The sequence below is a fragment of the Streptomyces sp. DF42 genome (assembly GCF_058267695.1).
On the sequence record NZ_CM177859.1, the window covers coordinates 4617683 to 4633620 of the forward strand.

Genomic DNA, 15938 nt, shown 5'->3' on the forward strand with positions numbered 1-15938 from the left:
CTCTTTCGGAGGGAGGGCCTCAGCCCTTGTTGGCGCCGAGGGTCAGGCCGCTGACGAACTGCCGTTGCAGCACGAAGTACACGATCAGTGTCGGGATCGCGGTGAGCAGGGCGCCGGCGGCGACCAGGTTGGGGTCGGTGAAGTACTGACCGGAGAGGTTGTTCAGGGCGGAGGTGATCGGCATGTTCTCACCGGTGGAGATCAGCACGATCGCCCAGAAGAAGTCGTTGTAGATCCAGATGGACAGCAACGTCCCCAGGGCCGCCATCGCCGGCTTGCACAGCGGCAGCACGATCTGCCAGTACATCCGCCACACCGACGCGCCGTCGACCAGGGCGGCCTCGGTCAGCTCGTGCGGCAGCATCCGCATGTAGTTGCTCAGCACGAAGGCGCAGAAGCCGGACTGGAACGCCACGTGGATGAGGACCAGGCCGAGCGCGGAGTCGTACAGCTTGCCGCTCACCGTGATGCCGGGCAGGTCGATGAGCAGGTACATCCGGTACAGCGGCGTGATGATGACCTGCTGCGGCAGCAGGTTGCCGGCCGTGAAGACCAGCAGCAGGAAGATGTTGAGCCGGAAGTCGAAACGGCTCACGTAGAACGCGACCATCGACGACAGCAGCAGCGTGATGAGCACGGCCGGGACCGCGATGATCAGCGTGTTGACGAAGTAGTGCATCATGTCCGACTGCTCGAACGCGTTCTTGAAGTTGTCCAGGCTGAGCTTGTCCGGCCAGGAGACGTAGCCCTTGGTGCTGGTCTCCGAGTACGGGCGCAGCGCCGCGAACACCGCCCACAGCAGCGGGGCGAGCCAGGCCAGCGAGGTGACGACGAGGAACACGTGCAGCAGGACGCGGGCCGGGCGGAGGGGGGTGCGCTGCTTGCCGAGCGCCGCGGCGTTGGTGCTCATGCGCGCCGCTCCTTCCGGAAGGTCGCGATCAGGTACGGGATGATGACCGCGAGGGAGATGACCAGCAGGACGACGGCGATCGCCGAGCCGTAACCGATGCGGCTGGACTCGCCGATGATGTTGTTGGTGATCAGGATCGACAGCAACTCGGTGCCCTGGGCGCCCTTGTTGAAGACGAAGACCAGGTCGAAGGCGCGCAGCGCCTCGATGATGGTGACGACCAGCACGACGGTGTTGGTGGGCCGCAGGGTGGGGAAGATGACGTTCTTGAACGTCTGCCACTCGTTGGCGCCGTCCAGCGAGGAGGCCTCGCGCAGGGACGGGTCGACGCCCTTGAGGCCGGCCAGGTAGAGGATCATCATGTAGCCGGCGTGCCGCCAGGACGCGGCGATCAGCACGGCCCACAGGTTGAGGTGCGGGTCGCCGATCCAGTCGATGTAGTGGCCCGGCTTGTTGGCCCCGATGAGGCTGTTGATCAGGCCCGTGTCCGGGTTGTAGACCAGCTGCCAGACGAACCCGGTCACCGCCAGCGACACCACGACCGGCAGGAAGAACGCGGTCTGGTAGACGCGGCTGAAGCGGATCCGCTTGTCCAGCTGCACAGCCAGGAACAGGCCGAACGGCGTCGGGACCAGGATGAGCACGACGAACCAGATGATGTTGTGCTCGACGGCCGGCCAGAACTGCGGGTTGTCGGTGAACAACTGCTTGAAGTTGTCCAGCCCGACCCACTTGATGGAGTCGAAGCCGATGCCGTCCCAGGTGGTGAAGGCCAGCACGATGGAGGCGACGGCGGTGACCCAGACCAGGGCCACGTGCAGGAGGGTGGGCACGCCGGCCATGAAGCCGAGCGTGATGCGGTCACGGCGGGTCAGCAGGCGCTTGTGGCCCTGCTGGACCCGCTTGTGGACAGGCGCGGGCCCCGGAGGCGGCACGGCGGCCGCCTCCGGGGTCTTCGTGGAGGTCTCGGAGCTCATGAGGACGCGAAGATCGTCTTCTTCTGGCGCTCGATCGAGGACAGCAGGCTGTCGACGCCCTTGGGGTTCTGGAGGAACTTCTGCAGTCCGGGCTGCATCACCGTCGAGGTGAAGTCCGGCCGCGAGTCACGGTCCATGAACTGGGTCAGGCTCTTGGCGTTGCTGATCATGTCGTACGCCTTCTTCTGCAGCGGGGTGTACGACGAGGTGTCGGCCTTGCTGGAGGCGGCCACCACGCTGGAGTCGGCCTTGAGGTAGATCTGCTCGGCCTCCGGAGTGCCCAGGTACTCCATCAGCTTGGTGACACCGTCGTGGTTCTTGGGCGCCTTGGAGACCATGAAGCCGTCGGTGGGTGCCTCGACGGTGTCCTGCCCGAACTGGGAGTTGATCTCCGGGAAGGCGAAGAAGTCGAGGTCGTCGAGGTCGGCCTTGTTGGTGAACTGCTGGGCCACGAAGGAACCGAGGACGTACATGCCGGCCTTTTTCGACACCAGGGTCTGCGCGGCGTCCTGCCAGGTGCGGCCCATGAAGCCGTCCTGGTGATAGGGCAGCAGCTCGGCCCAGTGGTCGAAGACCGCCTTGACCTTCGGGTCCGTCCACGCCTCCTTGCCCGCCATCAGCGACTTGTGGAAGTCGTAGCCGTTGAGCCGGAAGTTGATCTGGTCGAAGGTGCCCATCGCCGGCCAGGCGTCCTTGTCGCCGAACGCGATCGGGACCAGGCCGTCCTTCTTCATCTGCTTGCACAGCGCCACCAGCTGGTCCCAGGTGGTGGGCACCTGGTAGCCGTGCTGCTTGAAGACGCTCTTGCGGTAGAACAGCGCCCACGGGTACGTGTACAGCGGCACGAAGTAGTACTTGCCGTCCTCACCCTTGGACAGCTGCTTCATCGCGTCGGGGAAGTTGCCCCCGATCTTCTGCCACACGTCGTCGATCGGGGTCGCCAGCTTCTTCGCCGCGAAGAACTGCATGCGGTAGCCCGCGAACCAGGTGAACACGTCGTCCGGCGTGGCCTGGAGGTAGGAGTTGATCTGCTCCTGGAAGGTGTTGTGGTCCTTGGTGTTCACGTTGACCTTGATGCCGGACTTCTTCGTGAAGGCGGCGTAGATCTCGGCGAACGCCTTCTTCGGCACCGCGTCCGAGGAGTTGGAGCCGAGACTGACGGTCTTGGGGTCCGACGAGGTCCCACTGCTGCCGCAGGCGCTCAGCAGGGGTATGCCGGCCCCCGCGAGCAGGGCGGCGCCACCCACACCGCGCAGCAGACCGCGGCGGCTGGGGGAGGGGAGAGAGAGACCCGAGGGTGAGACGTCCATGTACGGCTCCTGGAGGCAGGGGTTCGGCCACAACTACGCCACGTCGAAAAAAGTCGAAACCGACCATAAATCAACTCGACCGAACATCGTGGCGCTTATATCAGCCGTTTGTCCGGTCATGCGTCAAGAGCCGCAAGGCACCTTTGTGGAAACGTGACCGACATGTTCTGATCGTTTTCGTCCCGGGGGCCGAACGGGGTGGCCCGAAAAGGGAAGGAATGTCGGTTCCGCTCGTGGCGCTAGCCGACGATCCGGACCGGCTTCGTCCCGCTGACCTGGTCGATCTCGGACGTTCGGACCGTGACCTTCATGAGCCAATTTCCCGCTATGGGCAGCGTGACCGAGTTCGTCCCCCAGTAGCCGCCCTGGTCGGTCAGCTTGGCGTCGAGCGGTCCGATCTTCTGGGCCGGGAGGGTGAAGGAGAGCCGGAGCTCGGGGACGGAGACGATGCCCCCGTCGGGGCCGAAGACCACCGCCTGCACGGTGTTGTCGCCGACCCGGCCCGCGTCGAGGGTGATCTGCACCGTGCCGTGCGCACCCGGGGTGCCGACGTCGAAGGGGACCGTGGTGACCGACGCGGCGGGCAGCCCGCCGGCCGTCACGGACGCCTGCCCCGCCTCGGCCGCCGCGCGGCCCGGCAGGGTGCCGCCGAGGACCGTCGTGATCACCAGCACCACGACGCCGACGGCGACCTCGGCCAGGACGGACCGGCGCAGGCCCCGGCGGCTCGGACCCGCGGCCACGGGGAGGGCCGGCTCCTCCGGCGCGGCCGCCGACGGCCCGCCGACCCGTTCGGGCACCCGTTCCCGTACGACCGTCTCCGCCTCGGAAGCGACCAGCCGCGCCGTCCACCGCCGCGAGAGCCCGGCGGCCACCAGCAGCAGCACCACCGCGGCCAGCTTGGCGATCAGCAGACGCCCGTACGTGATCCCGGTGAGCGCGTCCCACGAACCCAGGCCCCGCCAGGACTGGTAGACGCCGGTGACGGCCAGGACGGTCACGGACGCGAAGGCGAGGCGGGAGAAGCGGGCCACGGCGGCCGCGGGGACCTCGGAGCGGTGGAGCAGGATCAGCAGGGCCGTGAGACCGCCCAGCCAGACGGCCATCGCCAGCAGGTGCAGCACCGTGGACGCCATCGCCACCGGCACCTGGATGCCCGCGGAGGCGTGCTCGGCGGCGGCCCAGGTGAGGGCGAGAGCCACGGCGAAGACGGCACCACCGGCCAGCAGCGGGCGCGGCCAGGCCTCGCGTTTGCGCAGTCGCGGGGCGAACACGGCGGCGATCGGCAGCAGGGCGAGCCGGGCCAGCAGGGCGAGGCCCGGGCGGCCCGTCAGGGTGCGGGTGAAGGCCGAGGCGTCGAAGGCGGTCGCCGGGCCCGTGCCGGTCTCGTACGGGGCGCGCAGCACCAGCAGCGCCAGGGTGGCCCCCAGCAGGGTCCACCAGCCCGCCACCAGGGGCCTGCGGAGCGGGCCGCGGTCCGTCGGGCGGCACAGGGCCACGAAGGCCGCCGTGCCGACGACCAGAGCCACCGCCAGGTAGGCCAGGTAGCGGGCGATGTTGTACAGGCTGGCGGTCGCCGGGTCCTCGACGGGGCCGGTGTCGGCCGTGGCGACGGTCGCGGAGGCTTTGCCGACCGAGAAGGTGAACGCCCCGCCCACCGGGTGGCTGTCCGCCGACACCACCCGCCAGGCCACGACGTACGTGCCCTGGGCGAGCTTCCCCGGCAGCGTCACCCGCGCGGTGTCGGAGCTGCCCGGCGCGTGCTGCGCCTCGCCGGTGCGCACGCGCTGGTTGTCGGGGTCCAGGACGCGGAAGGAGTCGTCGAGCAGGCCGACGGACTCGGTGAAGGTCAGGGTGATGTGGCGGGGGGCCGACTTGAGGACGGTGCCGTCCCGGGGGTCGGTGGACCTGAGGGCCGCGTGGGCCGACGCGGGGCCCGCGCCGCCGAGGACGAGCAGGACCAGCACGGCGCCGAGCAGCACCAGCCCTTGAACTCCGCGGCGTCCGCCGACCCCGCGGAACTCGCCACGCGCTCGCCGTCCGCCGTGCGCACCCTCACACCCCACGCATGTCTCCGTCGTCCGACTCTCCGCCTTCCGGATAGGTACGGACGCGAGCGGCCGTGCGCTCACCGGCCGTCACCACGACGGCCCGGCCAGCACGCCTCCGTCCACCACCAGGTCGTGTCCCGTCACCCAGGAAGCGAGCCGCGAGGCCAGGAACACGCACGCGTCCCCCACGTCCTCCGGCCGCCCGAGCCGCCCCAGGGGCGCCGCCTCCCGCCACCGCCGTACCCCCTCCGGCCAGGCGCGACCCAGTCCCTCCCGGTCGATCAGGCCGGGCGAGACGGTGTTGACGCGGATGCCGTGGGGCCCGTACTCCAGGGCCGCCGACCGGGCGTGCATCACGACGGCCGCCTTGGCGGAGCTGTAGTGGGCGTGCAGCGGTGCCGGCTGCCGCGCCTCGATCGAGGCGATGTGGGTCACGGATCCACCGGCGCCCCGCTCCCGCATGACCTCCGCGGCCGCCTGTGTGCAGGCGAAGACACTGAACAGGTTGGCGTCCACGACCTCCCGCCACTGGGCCGCCGTCATCCCGGGCAGCTCCCGGGTCGGCTGCACACCGGCGTTGTTGACCAGCGCGGTGAGCCCGCCGCCCCACTCGGCCGCCTCGTGCACCACCCGCCGGCACGCGTCCTCGTCGGTGAGGTCTCCCCGCACCACGACGGCCCGCCGGCCCAGTTCCTCGATGCGTGCGGCCACTCCCCGCGCCGTCTCCACCGCCGTACGGCAGTGCAGGGCGACCGCCGCGCCCTCCTCGGCCAGCCGCAGCGCGATGCCCCGGCCGATGCCGCCGCCCGCGCCCGTGACGAGGGCGGCCTGTCCTTCGAGCAACCTCATGGACGGCACAGTCGCGCAATCCGGTCGGCCTCGGCCGGATACCGCGCCGTGAGGTGCTCCGCGTCCCCGTGCTCGTAGCCCTCGTAGGTGAACCCGGGCGCCATCGTGCAGCCGAAGAACGTCCACGCCCCGCCCTCGGCGACCCGCCCGCCCATCCAGGTGCCGGCCGGCACGGTCGTCTGCGGCTGCTGGCCGCCCAGCACGTCGGGCCCGAGCACCACCGTCCTGGACGTGCCGTCCGGGGCGAGGAGCAGGAGTTCCAGCGGGTCGCCCAGGTAGAAGTGCCAGATCTCGTCGGTGGGCAGGCGGTGCAGGGCGGAGTAGTCCTCCACGGTCAGCAGGGCGACGATCGCGGAGCCCTCCGGCCGGCCGTCGGCCCGCTCGGGGCCCTCCCAGGTACGGCGGAACAGGCCGCCCTCCCGCGGGATCGGTTCCAGACCGTAGTGGGCGACGAGATCCTCAGGAGTCATTCGGGGAAGGCTACCTCCCGGCGCAGAAAGGCCGGTTGGGCCTTGTTCTCGGGCAGGTTCGCGTCCGGGATGTCGGTCTCGGGGAGCACGACCTCCGGACCGGCCTCGAAGCCCTGCCGCAGGAGGCGGGCGATCGCCTTCTCGTTGCGCACGTCGGGATCGACGACGGTCCGGCGCCGGTCCAGGCCCCGCAGCACGTACGCGGTGACGACGGTGAAGGAAGAAGGAAGCCGACCAGCCGGGCCGCGCACCGTCCTCCCCCGCGGGCGCGAGCAGCACATGGAGGCCGATGCCGCCGTGTGCAGCAGCGCGGCCGGTTCGCCGTCCTTCAACTTGGCGGGGAAACCGGCGAACAGGATGGGCGTGGCGAGCCGGACGCCGAGCGGGGTCCAGGGCTCCCAACGGCCCGGGACGAGACCGACGGCGGCGAACTCCGGGGCCGTGGGGCCGCCTTCCGGGCCCTCGTCGAGCCCGCCGACGTACGCGCGCACCCAGTCCGCCGTCCGGGCGTCCCGCCGCTCCAGGGCCGCGAAACAGGGCCGGGCCGTGTCGTCGAGGCGGGCGCGGCGGGCGAAGACGTCCCCGTGCAGGACGCCGACGCACGGCGGCGGCCGGGAGACGCGGCCCGCTCATAACCGCGCTCGTACAACCTTTCGCACACCTGGTGTGTCAGGTGGGGCATCCGTTGCAGCAGTCAAGGAGTCCCGTTGCGCAGAGCAGTCATCGTGAGCGCCGTGCTCACCGCTGTCGCCGCCGTTCCGCTCACCCCGCTGACGTCCTCCGCCGCCGCCCCCTACGAGGGCGCCAACACCGCGGCCGTCCAGGACGACTTCAACGGTGACGGGTACCGGGACCTGGCGGTCGGCGCCCCGGAGGCGGCCAACGGGAGCGTGGAGGCGGCCGGTTCGGTCGTCGTGCTGTACGGGTCGAAGTCGTCGGTGAGCGCGACCCGGCGGACCGTCATCACCCAGGCGACGTCCGGGATTCCCGGCGCCCCCGAGGCGTACGACGGCTTCGGCACGACGGTCACCAGCGCCGACCTGGACCGGGACGGCTACGCGGACCTGATCGTCGGCACGCCCGGCGAGGGCGTCGGCAGCGCGGCCGGCCGGGGCTCCGTGACCGTGCTGTGGGGCGGCCCGAGCGGGCTGAAGGGCGGCACGAGCATCTCCCCGCCCGCCGGTTACGGCGACGGCAGGATCTCCTGCGGCTTCGGCCTGTCCCTGGCCACCGGCGACATGAACGGCGACGGGGCCCCCGAGCTCAGCGTCGGCTCCCGCTGCGACGGAGCCTCCTACACCGGCCCGTTCAGGCGCACCGGCCAGGCCGCCTCCGACTACCGGGAGTGGCGCCTGGGCGACGTCCGGGGCGTGGTGATGGGTGACGTGAACGGCGACGGCAGGGCGGAGCGGTTCTGGCTGGCCGGGCCGACGGACGGCGACCTCCGCGGACCCGTGGACCTCGACACCGGCCCGCCCCCCGCCGACGGCGGTATCGACAACCGGCCCACCGACCTGCCCTACGCCGACGGCCACACCGGCGTCATCGGCGACATCAACGGCGACGGCTACGGCGACCTCGTCACCGGGATCTCGACCGACGACTCCATGTCCGGCGGCCCGGCCGGCTGGGCCCACCGCGGCGGCGAGATCCAGGTCCTCTACGGCAGCGCACAGGGCATCACCGCGGACCAGAAGCCCAAGGTCTACCACCAGGACACGGCGGGCGTGCCCGGCACCGCGGAGAACGGCGACATGTTCGGCCAGTCGATCAGCGTCGGCGACGTGAACGCCGACGGGTACGCCGACGTCCTGGTCGGCTCCCCCGGCGAGGCGGTCGGCTCGCACAAGGCAGCCGGCACCGCCGTACTCCTGCGCGGCTCCGCCTCCGGTCTGACCACCGTCAAGGCCGCCGGATACACCCAGGACACGGCGGGCATCCCCGGGGCCGTCGAGACCGGCGACCAGTTCGGCGCCGCCGTCCACCTCGCCGACCTCGACAAGGACGGGAAGCCGGAGACGATCGTCGGCTCCCCCACCGAGAACAGCGACGGCTGCCTGTGGATCGCCCGCGGCTCGGCCTCCGGACCCGTCCTCAGCGGCTCGGCCAACGTGTGCGGCAAGGCCTCCGGCATCACCGTCCTCGGCGTCAAGGGCTACTTCGGCGCCGCCCTGCCCAGCGCTCACGTGGAGCTCTGAGACGCACCGAGGCATGATCGGGGTCATGGACGTCACCCTTCACCTCGCCCAGGACCCCGAGGCCGACGGGCTCCTCGGGCGCTCCCCGCTCGCCGCGCTCGTCGGGATGCTGCTGGACCAGCAGGTCCCGATGGAGTGGGCGTTCAAGGGTCCGCGCACGATCGCGGACCGGCTCGGCGCCGACGACCTGGACGCGCACGAGATCGCCGTACTGGACCCCGAGGCCTTCGCCGCACTGCTGTCCGGCAAGCCGGCCGTCCACCGCTACCCCGGCTCCATGGCCAAGCGCATCCAGCAGCTGTGCCAGTACCTCGTCGAGCACTACGACGGGAACGCCGAGCTGGTCTGGAAGGGCGTCGACGACGGCCGGGAGCTGCTGGCGCGGCTGCAGGACCTGCCCGGATTCGGCAAGCAGAAGGCACAGATCTTCCTGGCGCTGCTCGGCAAGCAGCTGAGCGTGCGGCCCACCGGCTGGCGGGAGGCGGCCGGCCCGTACGGCGAGGCGAAGTCCTTCCGCTCCGTCGCCGACATCACCGGGCCCGAGTCGCTGACCAAGGTCCGGGCGCACAAGCAGGAGATGAAGGCGGCGGCCAAGGCCGCGAAGGCCACGGGTTCCTAGGCGTCGGCCGACCGGCTCCCAGGGGGCGGGGGGGTCCGCCGCCGGTCCGAGCATGGAGCGATGACAGACCCTCCGGACACCTGGGGCCCGGAGTCGGTCGCCGTCCTCACCCTGGCCGGCGGCATCTGGCCGGTCGCGGTCGGCGTCGCGGAGATCATCACGGCGCTCCGCCTCCGGGACCGGGCGGAGCAGGTGCCGCGCAGGTGTAACCCGTACGGGCGGATCTCGGCCCCGACATGCTGAACACCTGGTGTGCCATGGGCAGAGGACCTCCCGTGAGCACCGCACGACACCTCCCCCGCGGCCGCGCCTGGCTGCGGACGCTCGTCCTGCTGCTCGCCCTGCTGGTGCCGGGCGCCCACGCCGAGGTGCACGCGACGCCGGTCGCGGCCGCGGAGACCGTCGGGTACGACGCCCTGGACGCGGCCCTGCGGCCGCCTGCCGAAACAATCCGCCGTACCGTCGCGGTCCCGCGCCCCGCACCTCAACCGATCCCGGCACCGGCACCGGCCACCCCGGCGGGCGGCCCCCGCCAGGCCCCGCCCCGGCCGCCGCACGCCCTCCCGGCCCTGCGCACCGTGGTCCTGCGCTGCTGACAGACCCCGCTCCCCGGCAAGGTCACTCAGTACGACGCAAGGAACACAGCCATGCCCACCGACCCGTACGCGGTCCTGCGCGCCCTGCTGCGCGCCGAGGCCGCACGCCGCGCACCGAAACCGACGACGAACAAGCCGGAGCCGAAGCAGACCCAGGAAGAACGGGACCGCTGATCCCCCGGCGGGGGCGGGACCACCGCCCCCGCCGGGCCGTTCCCCGCACCCTGTCGTTCGGCTGCCCCGGCGCCGAGATCCCGGACAGGTCGCCCTTGATGTCGGCCAGAAAGACCGGCACGCCCTGCGCCGACAGGTGCTCGGCGATCGGCTGGAGCATCTTGGTCTTGCCGGTGCGGGTGCCGGTGGCGCCCGCGACCGGGCCGTGCCGGTCGGGCATGGCCGACGGGGTGCGGATCTGCGCGTCCTACAGGCACTTTCCGTCCCACAGCAGGGCGCCCAGGTCGGGCGCGGGCCCCCCGAAGGCGTAGCCGGAGGCGATCTCCAGGGCCTCCCGGGAGAGGGCGGGAGCACTTCCGCGTACCTCACGAGCGGTGGCCGACGACACGGTCTCGCCGTCACTCATCTCGGGCCTCTGTGCCCCTTTGCCCCGCTTTTTTCCACCTTTTCCAGCGTCGCACTCCGTCTCCATGGCTGCGCCCGGAAGGTCTTGCCCGGTAGGCTTTCCGTGTGATCTTCAAGCGCATCGGAAACGGCCGGCCGTACCCCGACCACGGCCGGGAAAGCACCCGGCAGTGGGCGGACGTCGCGCCGCGCCCGGTCCGCCTCGATCAGCTCGTCACCACCAAGGGACAGCTCGACCTGGAGACCCTCCTGGCCGAGGACTCGACCTTCTACGGCGACCTGTTCGCACACGTCGTCAAATGGCAGGGCGATCTGTATCTCGAGGACGGCCTCCACCGCGCGGTGCGGGCGGCACTGCAGCAGCGTCAGGTCCTGCACGCGCGCGTGCTCGAACTGGACTGACGCACGCCCCTCACAGGCCTGTCGGTAAAGGCTTGACCCTTTTGGGTTCACCTGTGCGGCGCCCGATGATCATCTAGTAGGCATTGCCGCTCAGGCGCACTACGCTGCGCTCATGAGCATGCTGACTCCCCCGGGCATGGGCGGGAAGTACCGGATCACGGGGGACAAATACCCCCGGATGCGCAGTCGCCGACCGCGTGGCAGGCTCGTGCTCGTCCTCGTGGCCTCGGTCGCCGCGCTCGGCCTGGTCGGCTGGGGCACCCTGCAGCTCATCGACGTCTTCACCGGCGGCGGCGAGAAGGCCTCGGCGGCGGGTCCCAAGGCGGACTGCTCGTCCAAGGCGAGCCCGTCGGCGAGCGTCCAGGGGGCCGCCCCCGAGCCGGGCCAGATCACGGTCAACGTCTACAACGCCACCACCCGTGGCGGTCTGGCCAAGAACACGGCGGACGAACTCAGGAAACGCGGCTTCAAGATCGGCGACGTGGGCAACGCGCCCAAGGAGTTCGACAAGAAGGTGAAGGGCACCGGGATGCTGCTCGGCCCCTCGTCCTCCCTGAACAGCTCGCTGCCCGTGCTCGCCACCCAGCTCAGCACCGCCGAGCGCCGCACGGACGCGGCCCGCAAGGGCGCCGACGTCGACCTGATCATCGGCGACGGCTTCAAGAACCTCACGGCCAAGGCGGACGCCGACAGGGCACTGACCGCACTGGCCGACCCGAAGCCGACGCCCGCCTCGAAGAAGAAGAGCTGCTGAGCAACGCCCTGACGGGCGCGGGGAACCGCGCGATCAGCCACCGCGGACCGTCAGGCGCGACACATCCGCACCCCTGGGGCGAAAGGGCGCTGAAACGGGCCTCTACTCGGCCGCGCCGTAAAGGCGGTCCCCGGCGTCCCCCAGCCCCGGCACGATGTACCCGTGCTCATTGAGCCGCTCATCAACCGCGGCCGTCACCACCGTCACCGGCGTACCCGCCAGCTCGCGCTCCATCAGCTCGACGCCCTCCGGGGCGGCCAGCAGCACCACGGCGGTCACATCGTCCGCGCCCCGCTTGATCAGCTCCCGGATCGCCGCGACCAGCGTGCCGCCGGTGGCCAGCATCGGGTCGAGGACGTACACCTGGCGCCCGGAGAGGTCCTCGGGCATGCGGGAGGCGTACGTGGACGCCTCCAGCGTCTCCTCGTTGCGGACCATGCCCAGGAAGCCCACCTCGGCGGTCGGCAGCAGCCGGACCATGCCGTCCAGCATGCCGAGGCCGGCCCGCAGGATCGGCACCACCAGGGGGCGCGGGTAGGAGAGCTTGACGCCGGTGGTCGAGGCGACCGGCGTGTTGATGTCGACCTGTTCGGTGCGCACGTCGCGCGTGGCCTCGTAGGCGAGCAGGGTGACCAGCTCGTCGGCGAGACGGCGGAAGGTCGCGGAGTCGGTGCGCTGGTCGCGCAGCGTGGTGAGCTTGTGGGCGACCAGGGGGTGGTCGACGACGTGGAGACGCATGCCCTAACAGTAACCGCGCCCGCGCAACCCTCACGCTGGCATCAAACCGCCCATCAGGGGGAAAGTGGGAGGGACGGACCGGGGGGTGGTGTGCCTATGCCTGACCTGCCAGAGCGCGACATCCGCGAGGACTCGCCGTCGGACGGGACCGACGCCGAGCGCCGGCGTCGCCGGGCCCAGTTCCTGCGTGATCTCGCCGAGGCACGCGAGCTGCGCGACCGTGTCCAGCCCCGCCGCGCCAAGACCGCCCGCCTGCGCCACGCCATGCGTATGCGCACGTTCCGGTGGTAGCTCCGGGACCCGCCCGAGGGGCCACCCGGTGCGTGTCCGTTGGGATCGCCGCGTACGATCCCGCTCGTGGTCGATCAAAACGGGCGGACACAGGGTGCCGAAGACGTCCCCTGAACGCCTTGTTTCTGCCACGATTCCGAGTGGGTGGGGCTCGGAGCACAGCTCTCCCCGCCCACGACCTCCGCCGGGGGGACCTCCAACCGGCACGCCTATGACCAGTGGGAGAGTCACGGTGTACTTCGCCGCACTGCTCGCGCGCACCGAAGACGGGTGGGAAGCGAGCGACACAGAGCTCGATGTCGTGGAGACCCTGTCGGATCTGGCCGATCTCGCCCGGGAAGCCTCGCCCGAGGACGACACGGTGCTCGTCCTGATCGAGCAGGAAGACGGGTGGTTCGGCGTCGTCCGCATCGACGGCGAGGAAGACCCTCGCATCTACGTCTCGGACGCCGCCGCCGCCGCCCGCAGCTCGTACGGAGAGATCCTGCTCACCGATGAACTGCTCGGAAGGGAGCCCGGCGACGACGACTCCGACCTGGACTCCCTCGACCTCGACGGCACGGAGGACGGTGAACCCGACGACAGAGCCGACGACGACGATGACGACGACGGAGACGGAGACACCTCCGCAGAGTCCGTGCCGCACAGCCCCGTCGGCGACCCCGAGATCCTCGACGACCTCGGTGTCAGCTCGAAGGAGCTGCGCTCGCTGGACGGGGACGCCTTGAACACGATCGCCGAGGCGCTGGGCGCCTCGGAGGTCCTGGAGACCGTCCGCTGACCGCTGCAGCGAGCGCGGGAGGCACCCCGGACCCGGTACGCGACCGCTGGCGGGCCGCGATGCGGCTCGCCCTGGGCGAGGCCGGGCGGGCCGGCGGGGACGTCCCCGTCGGCGCCGTGGTGCTGGCACCGGACGGGACGACCGTGCTCGCGGCCGGGCACAACGAACGTGAGGCCAGCGGCGATCCGACGGCGCACGCGGAGGTCCTCGCGATCCGCCGGGCCGCCGCCGCGCTCGGGCAGTGGCGGCTGTCGGACTGCACGCTCGTCGTCACCCTCGAACCGTGCACGATGTGCGCGGGCGCGATCGTGCAGTCCCGCGTGGACCGCGTCGTCTACGGTGCCCGCGACGAGAAGGCGGGCGCGGCCGGCTCCCTCTGGGACGTCGTACGCGACCGGCGTCTCAACCACCGGCCCGAAGTCGTCGAGGGCGTACTCGCCGAGGAGTGCGCCCGTCTTCTGAGCGACTTCTTCCGCTCCCGCTGACCCTCCACCCCGCCGAATACCGATTTCAAACCACTGCCCGGCGTGCTGTAAGGTCTCCCTCGGTAGCGTGTCCGAGCGGCCGAAGGAGCTCGCCTCGAAAGCGAGTGTGGCGCAAGTCACCGAGGGTTCAAATCCCTCCGCTACCGCTTGAAAAGGGCCCTGTCGACAGACGGGGCCCTTTGTGCATTCTGTGCGAATCCCGTTCGCACAGCGGGCCGTTGATCCCAAAAAGAGCCGTGAAGGTTACACTCGCCGCCGTCAACAGGGGGCCCACGAGGCACAACAGTCCCAGGGGAGGCCGCGATGGCGGTGAATGCGAAGAAGATCGCCGTCTATGCGCTCGTGGTCTTCGCGCTGTACGTGATCATCACGGACCCGGCCAAGGCGGCCGACTACGTCCAGATAGGGTTCGAGGGCATTTCGGACGCCGCGAAGGCCATCGGTGACTTCTTCACCTGGCTCGCCGACGGGGCCCACTAGCTAGGAGCGCACCATGATCCGGCATCTCGTCCTCTTCAAGCTCGACAAGGACGTCGAGCGCGACGACCCGCGCGTCGTGGAGGGTGTCGAGGCCTTCCGGTCCCTGGAGGGGAAGATCCCCGAGATCCGCTTCTGGGAGCTCGGCTGGAACCTCAGCGACCGCCCCATCGCGTACGACTTCGCCATCAACTCCGGCTTCGAGGACGCGTCCGCGCTGCGGCGCTACGTGGAGCACTCGGAGCACCAGGCGGGCGTCACGCTGTGGAAGGAGTTCTCCACCTGGGTGATCGCCGACTACGAGTACTGAGTCGGCCCTTTGGGGCCCCGCGCCGGAGTGGCGTGGGGCTCTTTTGCGTCTTATGCCCCAACTTGCCCTCAACACGACGTTATGCGGTGCTTGCACACAGTGCACATCTCTTGTGATGCTATGACCACTTTTGACGGATGAGTTGAGCGATTGCGAGGCGGAGTTGACCGTGCCGGCCAGTACTGCGCCTCAAGCACCGCCCCTGGAAACCGCTCCGGCCGCGCCGGAGACGCCTCCGGCCCGCAGCCGCGGCGCCGACACCCGGGCCCTCACCCAGGTGCTCTTCGGTGAGCTCAAGGAGCTCCTGCCGGGGACGCCTGAGCACATCCGGGTGCGTGGGGCGCTGATCGAGGCCAACCTCCCGCTCGTGCGCTACGCGGCAGCCCGCTTCCGCTCCCGCAACGAGCCGATGGAGGACGTGATCCAGGTCGGCACCATCGGCCTCATCAACGCGATCGACCGCTTCGACCCGGACCGGGGCGTGCAGTTCCCGACCTTCGCGATGCCGACCGTCGTGGGCGAGATCAAGCGGTACTTCCGCGACAACGTCCGCACGGTCCATGTCCCGCGCCGGCTGCACGAGCTGTGGGTGCAGGTCAACAGCGCGACCGAGGACCTGACGACCTCCTTCGGGCGCACCCCGACGACCCCGGAGATCGCCGAACGGCTGCGCATCACCGAGGAGGAGGTGCTCTCCTGCATCGAGGCCGGCCGCTCGTACCACGCGACCTCCCTGGAGGCCGCCCAGGAGGGCGACGGACTGCCCGGCCTCCTCGACCGGCTCGGTTACGAGGACCCGGCGCTGGACGGCGTCGAGCACCGGGATCTCGTCCGGCATCTCCTCGTCCAACTCCCGGAACGCGAACAGAGAATCCTTCTCCTGCGCTACTACAGCAACCTCACCCAGTCGCAAATCAGCGCGGAACTCGGCGTCTCCCAGATGCATGTCTCGCGGCTACTCGCGCGTAGCTTCCAGCGGCTGCGATCCGCCAATCGGATCGAGGCATAAGAGGCGCACAGGCGCACACTCCGGAACACCGCAGTTCGCAAACAGGATCGACCTGTAACCGGCACGAGCGAATCGCTCACCAGGGATGTTCCCGACAGTTCTGCGCCGAAAAAGGCCCAGACCCCCTCTTTC

The 15938-nt window shown here is 70.4% G+C and carries 20 protein-coding genes, 1 tRNA gene and 3 pseudogenes; 14 read left to right on the forward strand and 10 right to left on the reverse strand.

Annotated elements, in window-relative coordinates; genetic code table 11:
* Positions 1-19: 19 nt before the first annotated feature.
* The 8 genes and pseudogenes from ACYUED_RS21040 to ACYUED_RS21075 all read right to left on the reverse strand — a co-directional run.
* Positions 20-910, reverse strand: coding sequence for a carbohydrate ABC transporter permease (locus ACYUED_RS21040; protein ID WP_491293812.1), 891 nt, complete (start codon positions 908-910; stop codon positions 20-22).
* Positions 907-1887 (reverse strand): carbohydrate ABC transporter permease, encoded by a 981-nt coding sequence (locus tag ACYUED_RS21045; protein ID WP_491293813.1) that lies wholly within the window; start codon positions 1885-1887, stop codon positions 907-909. Before ACYUED_RS21045 ends, ACYUED_RS21040 begins: the two co-directional genes overlap by 4 nt.
* Positions 1884-3197, reverse strand: a complete 1314-nt coding sequence (locus ACYUED_RS21050) for an ABC transporter substrate-binding protein (protein WP_491293814.1) — start codon at positions 3195-3197, stop codon at positions 1884-1886. Before ACYUED_RS21050 ends, ACYUED_RS21045 begins: the two co-directional genes overlap by 4 nt.
* Before the next feature lie 239 nt (positions 3198-3436).
* Complete coding sequence (locus ACYUED_RS21055; RefSeq protein WP_491294349.1) at positions 3437-5179, reverse strand: copper resistance CopC/CopD family protein; 1743 nt, start codon at positions 5177-5179, stop codon at positions 3437-3439.
* A 156-nt stretch (positions 5180-5335) separates the two neighbouring features.
* Positions 5336-6097, reverse strand: coding sequence for an SDR family NAD(P)-dependent oxidoreductase (locus tag ACYUED_RS21060; protein WP_491293815.1), 762 nt, complete (start codon positions 6095-6097; stop codon positions 5336-5338).
* A complete protein-coding gene (locus ACYUED_RS21065; RefSeq protein WP_491293816.1) occupies positions 6094-6567 on the reverse strand; it encodes a cupin domain-containing protein in 474 nt (157 codons plus the stop codon). The genes ACYUED_RS21060 and ACYUED_RS21065 overlap by 4 nt, the downstream gene beginning before the upstream one ends.
* Positions 6564-6864, reverse strand: a pseudogene (locus tag ACYUED_RS21070) (GNAT family N-acetyltransferase); the annotation flags it as partial. The pseudogene ACYUED_RS21070 and the gene ACYUED_RS21065, both read right to left, overlap by 4 nt.
* 74 nt (positions 6865-6938) lie before the next feature.
* A pseudogene (locus ACYUED_RS21075) lies at positions 6939-7157 on the reverse strand (penicillin acylase family protein); the annotation flags it as partial.
* Positions 7158-7274: 117 nt separating this feature from the next.
* On the opposite strand from ACYUED_RS21075, the gene ACYUED_RS21080 reads away from it, so the two are divergent.
* From ACYUED_RS21080 to ACYUED_RS21100, 5 genes are read left to right on the forward strand one after another with little or no spacing between them, the layout of a single operon-like run.
* A complete protein-coding gene (locus tag ACYUED_RS21080; protein ID WP_491293817.1) occupies positions 7275-8765 on the forward strand; it encodes a hypothetical protein in 1491 nt (496 codons plus the stop codon).
* A 25-nt stretch (positions 8766-8790) separates the two neighbouring features.
* Positions 8791-9384, forward strand: a complete 594-nt coding sequence (locus ACYUED_RS21085; RefSeq protein WP_491293818.1) for an HhH-GPD-type base excision DNA repair protein — start codon at positions 8791-8793, stop codon at positions 9382-9384.
* 60 nt (positions 9385-9444) lie between these two features.
* A complete protein-coding gene (locus ACYUED_RS21090) occupies positions 9445-9627 on the forward strand; it encodes a hypothetical protein (protein WP_491293819.1) in 183 nt (60 codons plus the stop codon).
* Between the two features lie 32 nt (positions 9628-9659).
* Positions 9660-9980 carry a hypothetical protein gene (locus tag ACYUED_RS21095; RefSeq protein ID WP_491293820.1) on the forward strand — a complete coding sequence of 107 codons (321 nt, stop codon included), beginning with the start codon at positions 9660-9662 and terminating at the stop codon, positions 9978-9980.
* A gap of 51 nt (positions 9981-10031) precedes the next feature.
* Entirely contained in the window at positions 10032-10154 is a 123-nt protein-coding gene (locus tag ACYUED_RS21100) for a hypothetical protein (protein WP_491293821.1), read from the forward strand.
* Positions 10155-10188: 34 nt separating this feature from the next.
* Here ACYUED_RS21100 and ACYUED_RS21105 read toward each other — a convergent pair.
* Positions 10189-10560: pseudogene (locus tag ACYUED_RS21105) on the reverse strand (helicase HerA-like domain-containing protein); the annotation flags it as partial.
* 104 nt (positions 10561-10664) lie between these two features.
* On the opposite strand from ACYUED_RS21105, the gene ACYUED_RS21110 reads away from it, so the two are divergent.
* Both ACYUED_RS21110 and ACYUED_RS21115 read left to right on the forward strand, forming a co-directional pair.
* Entirely contained in the window at positions 10665-10961 is a 297-nt protein-coding gene (locus ACYUED_RS21110; RefSeq protein WP_003999914.1) for a type II toxin-antitoxin system VapB family antitoxin, read from the forward strand.
* Between the two features lie 112 nt (positions 10962-11073).
* On the forward strand, positions 11074-11715 hold the full coding sequence (locus ACYUED_RS21115) for a LytR C-terminal domain-containing protein (protein WP_491293822.1): 642 nt from the start codon (positions 11074-11076) through the stop codon (positions 11713-11715).
* Positions 11716-11817: 102 nt separating this feature from the next.
* Here the strand turns inward: ACYUED_RS21115 and upp are convergent, their stop codons facing one another.
* A complete protein-coding gene (upp, locus tag ACYUED_RS21120; protein WP_491293823.1) occupies positions 11818-12453 on the reverse strand; it encodes a uracil phosphoribosyltransferase in 636 nt (211 codons plus the stop codon).
* Positions 12454-12549: 96 nt separating this feature from the next.
* Here upp and ACYUED_RS21125 point away from each other — a divergent pair, with 96 nt between their 5' ends.
* From ACYUED_RS21125 to ACYUED_RS21155, 7 genes are all read left to right on the forward strand, one after another.
* The gene (locus tag ACYUED_RS21125; RefSeq protein WP_491293824.1) at positions 12550-12744 is read left to right on the forward strand and encodes a hypothetical protein; all 195 of its coding nucleotides are present in this window, start codon (positions 12550-12552) and stop codon (positions 12742-12744) included.
* A 232-nt stretch (positions 12745-12976) separates the two neighbouring features.
* Positions 12977-13525: a tRNA adenosine deaminase-associated protein gene (locus ACYUED_RS21130; RefSeq protein WP_491294351.1), complete on the forward strand. Its 549-nt coding sequence runs from the start codon at positions 12977-12979 to the stop codon at positions 13523-13525.
* Between the two features lie 59 nt (positions 13526-13584).
* Positions 13585-14010, forward strand: a complete 426-nt coding sequence (gene tadA, locus ACYUED_RS21135) for a tRNA adenosine(34) deaminase TadA (protein WP_491293825.1) — start codon at positions 13585-13587, stop codon at positions 14008-14010.
* Between the two features lie 61 nt (positions 14011-14071).
* A tRNA-Ser gene (locus ACYUED_RS21140) sits at positions 14072-14156 on the forward strand.
* A gap of 157 nt (positions 14157-14313) precedes the next feature.
* Positions 14314-14490 carry a hypothetical protein gene (locus ACYUED_RS21145; protein ID WP_266517368.1) on the forward strand — a complete coding sequence of 59 codons (177 nt, stop codon included), beginning with the start codon at positions 14314-14316 and terminating at the stop codon, positions 14488-14490.
* Between the two features lie 13 nt (positions 14491-14503).
* Positions 14504-14797 (forward strand): Dabb family protein, encoded by a 294-nt coding sequence (locus ACYUED_RS21150; protein WP_491293826.1) that lies wholly within the window; start codon positions 14504-14506, stop codon positions 14795-14797.
* 169 nt (positions 14798-14966) lie between these two features.
* The gene (locus tag ACYUED_RS21155; protein WP_266517373.1) at positions 14967-15806 is read left to right on the forward strand and encodes an RNA polymerase sigma factor SigF; all 840 of its coding nucleotides are present in this window, start codon (positions 14967-14969) and stop codon (positions 15804-15806) included.
* Positions 15807-15938 lie beyond the last annotated feature (132 nt).

Bases quoted from the DNA above. Each gene is read 5' to 3' on its own strand.
- ACYUED_RS21040 (WP_491293812.1), bottom strand. From the start codon at position 910: ATGAGCACCAACGCCGCGGCGCTCGGCAAGCAGCGCACCCCCCTCCGC.
- ACYUED_RS21045 (WP_491293813.1), bottom strand. From the start codon at position 1,887: ATGAGCTCCGAGACCTCCACGAAGACCCCGGAGGCGGCCGCCGTGCCG.
- ACYUED_RS21050 (WP_491293814.1), bottom strand. From the start codon at position 3,197: ATGGACGTCTCACCCTCGGGTCTCTCTCTCCCCTCCCCCAGCCGCCGC.
- ACYUED_RS21060 (WP_491293815.1), bottom strand. From the start codon at position 6,097: ATGAGGTTGCTCGAAGGACAGGCCGCCCTCGTCACGGGCGCGGGCGGC.
- ACYUED_RS21065 (WP_491293816.1), bottom strand. From the start codon at position 6,567: ATGACTCCTGAGGATCTCGTCGCCCACTACGGTCTGGAACCGATCCCG.
- ACYUED_RS21085 (WP_491293818.1), top strand. From the start codon at position 8,791: ATGGACGTCACCCTTCACCTCGCCCAGGACCCCGAGGCCGACGGGCTC.
- ACYUED_RS21090 (WP_491293819.1), top strand. From the start codon at position 9,445: ATGACAGACCCTCCGGACACCTGGGGCCCGGAGTCGGTCGCCGTCCTC.
- ACYUED_RS21100 (WP_491293821.1), top strand. From the start codon at position 10,032: ATGCCCACCGACCCGTACGCGGTCCTGCGCGCCCTGCTGCGCGCCGAG.
- ACYUED_RS21115 (WP_491293822.1), top strand. From the start codon at position 11,074: ATGAGCATGCTGACTCCCCCGGGCATGGGCGGGAAGTACCGGATCACG.
- upp (WP_491293823.1), bottom strand. From the start codon at position 12,453: ATGCGTCTCCACGTCGTCGACCACCCCCTGGTCGCCCACAAGCTCACC.
- ACYUED_RS21125 (WP_491293824.1), top strand. From the start codon at position 12,550: ATGCCTGACCTGCCAGAGCGCGACATCCGCGAGGACTCGCCGTCGGAC.
- tadA (WP_491293825.1), top strand. From the start codon at position 13,585: ATGCGGCTCGCCCTGGGCGAGGCCGGGCGGGCCGGCGGGGACGTCCCC.
- ACYUED_RS21145 (WP_266517368.1), top strand. From the start codon at position 14,314: ATGGCGGTGAATGCGAAGAAGATCGCCGTCTATGCGCTCGTGGTCTTC.
- ACYUED_RS21150 (WP_491293826.1), top strand. From the start codon at position 14,504: ATGATCCGGCATCTCGTCCTCTTCAAGCTCGACAAGGACGTCGAGCGC.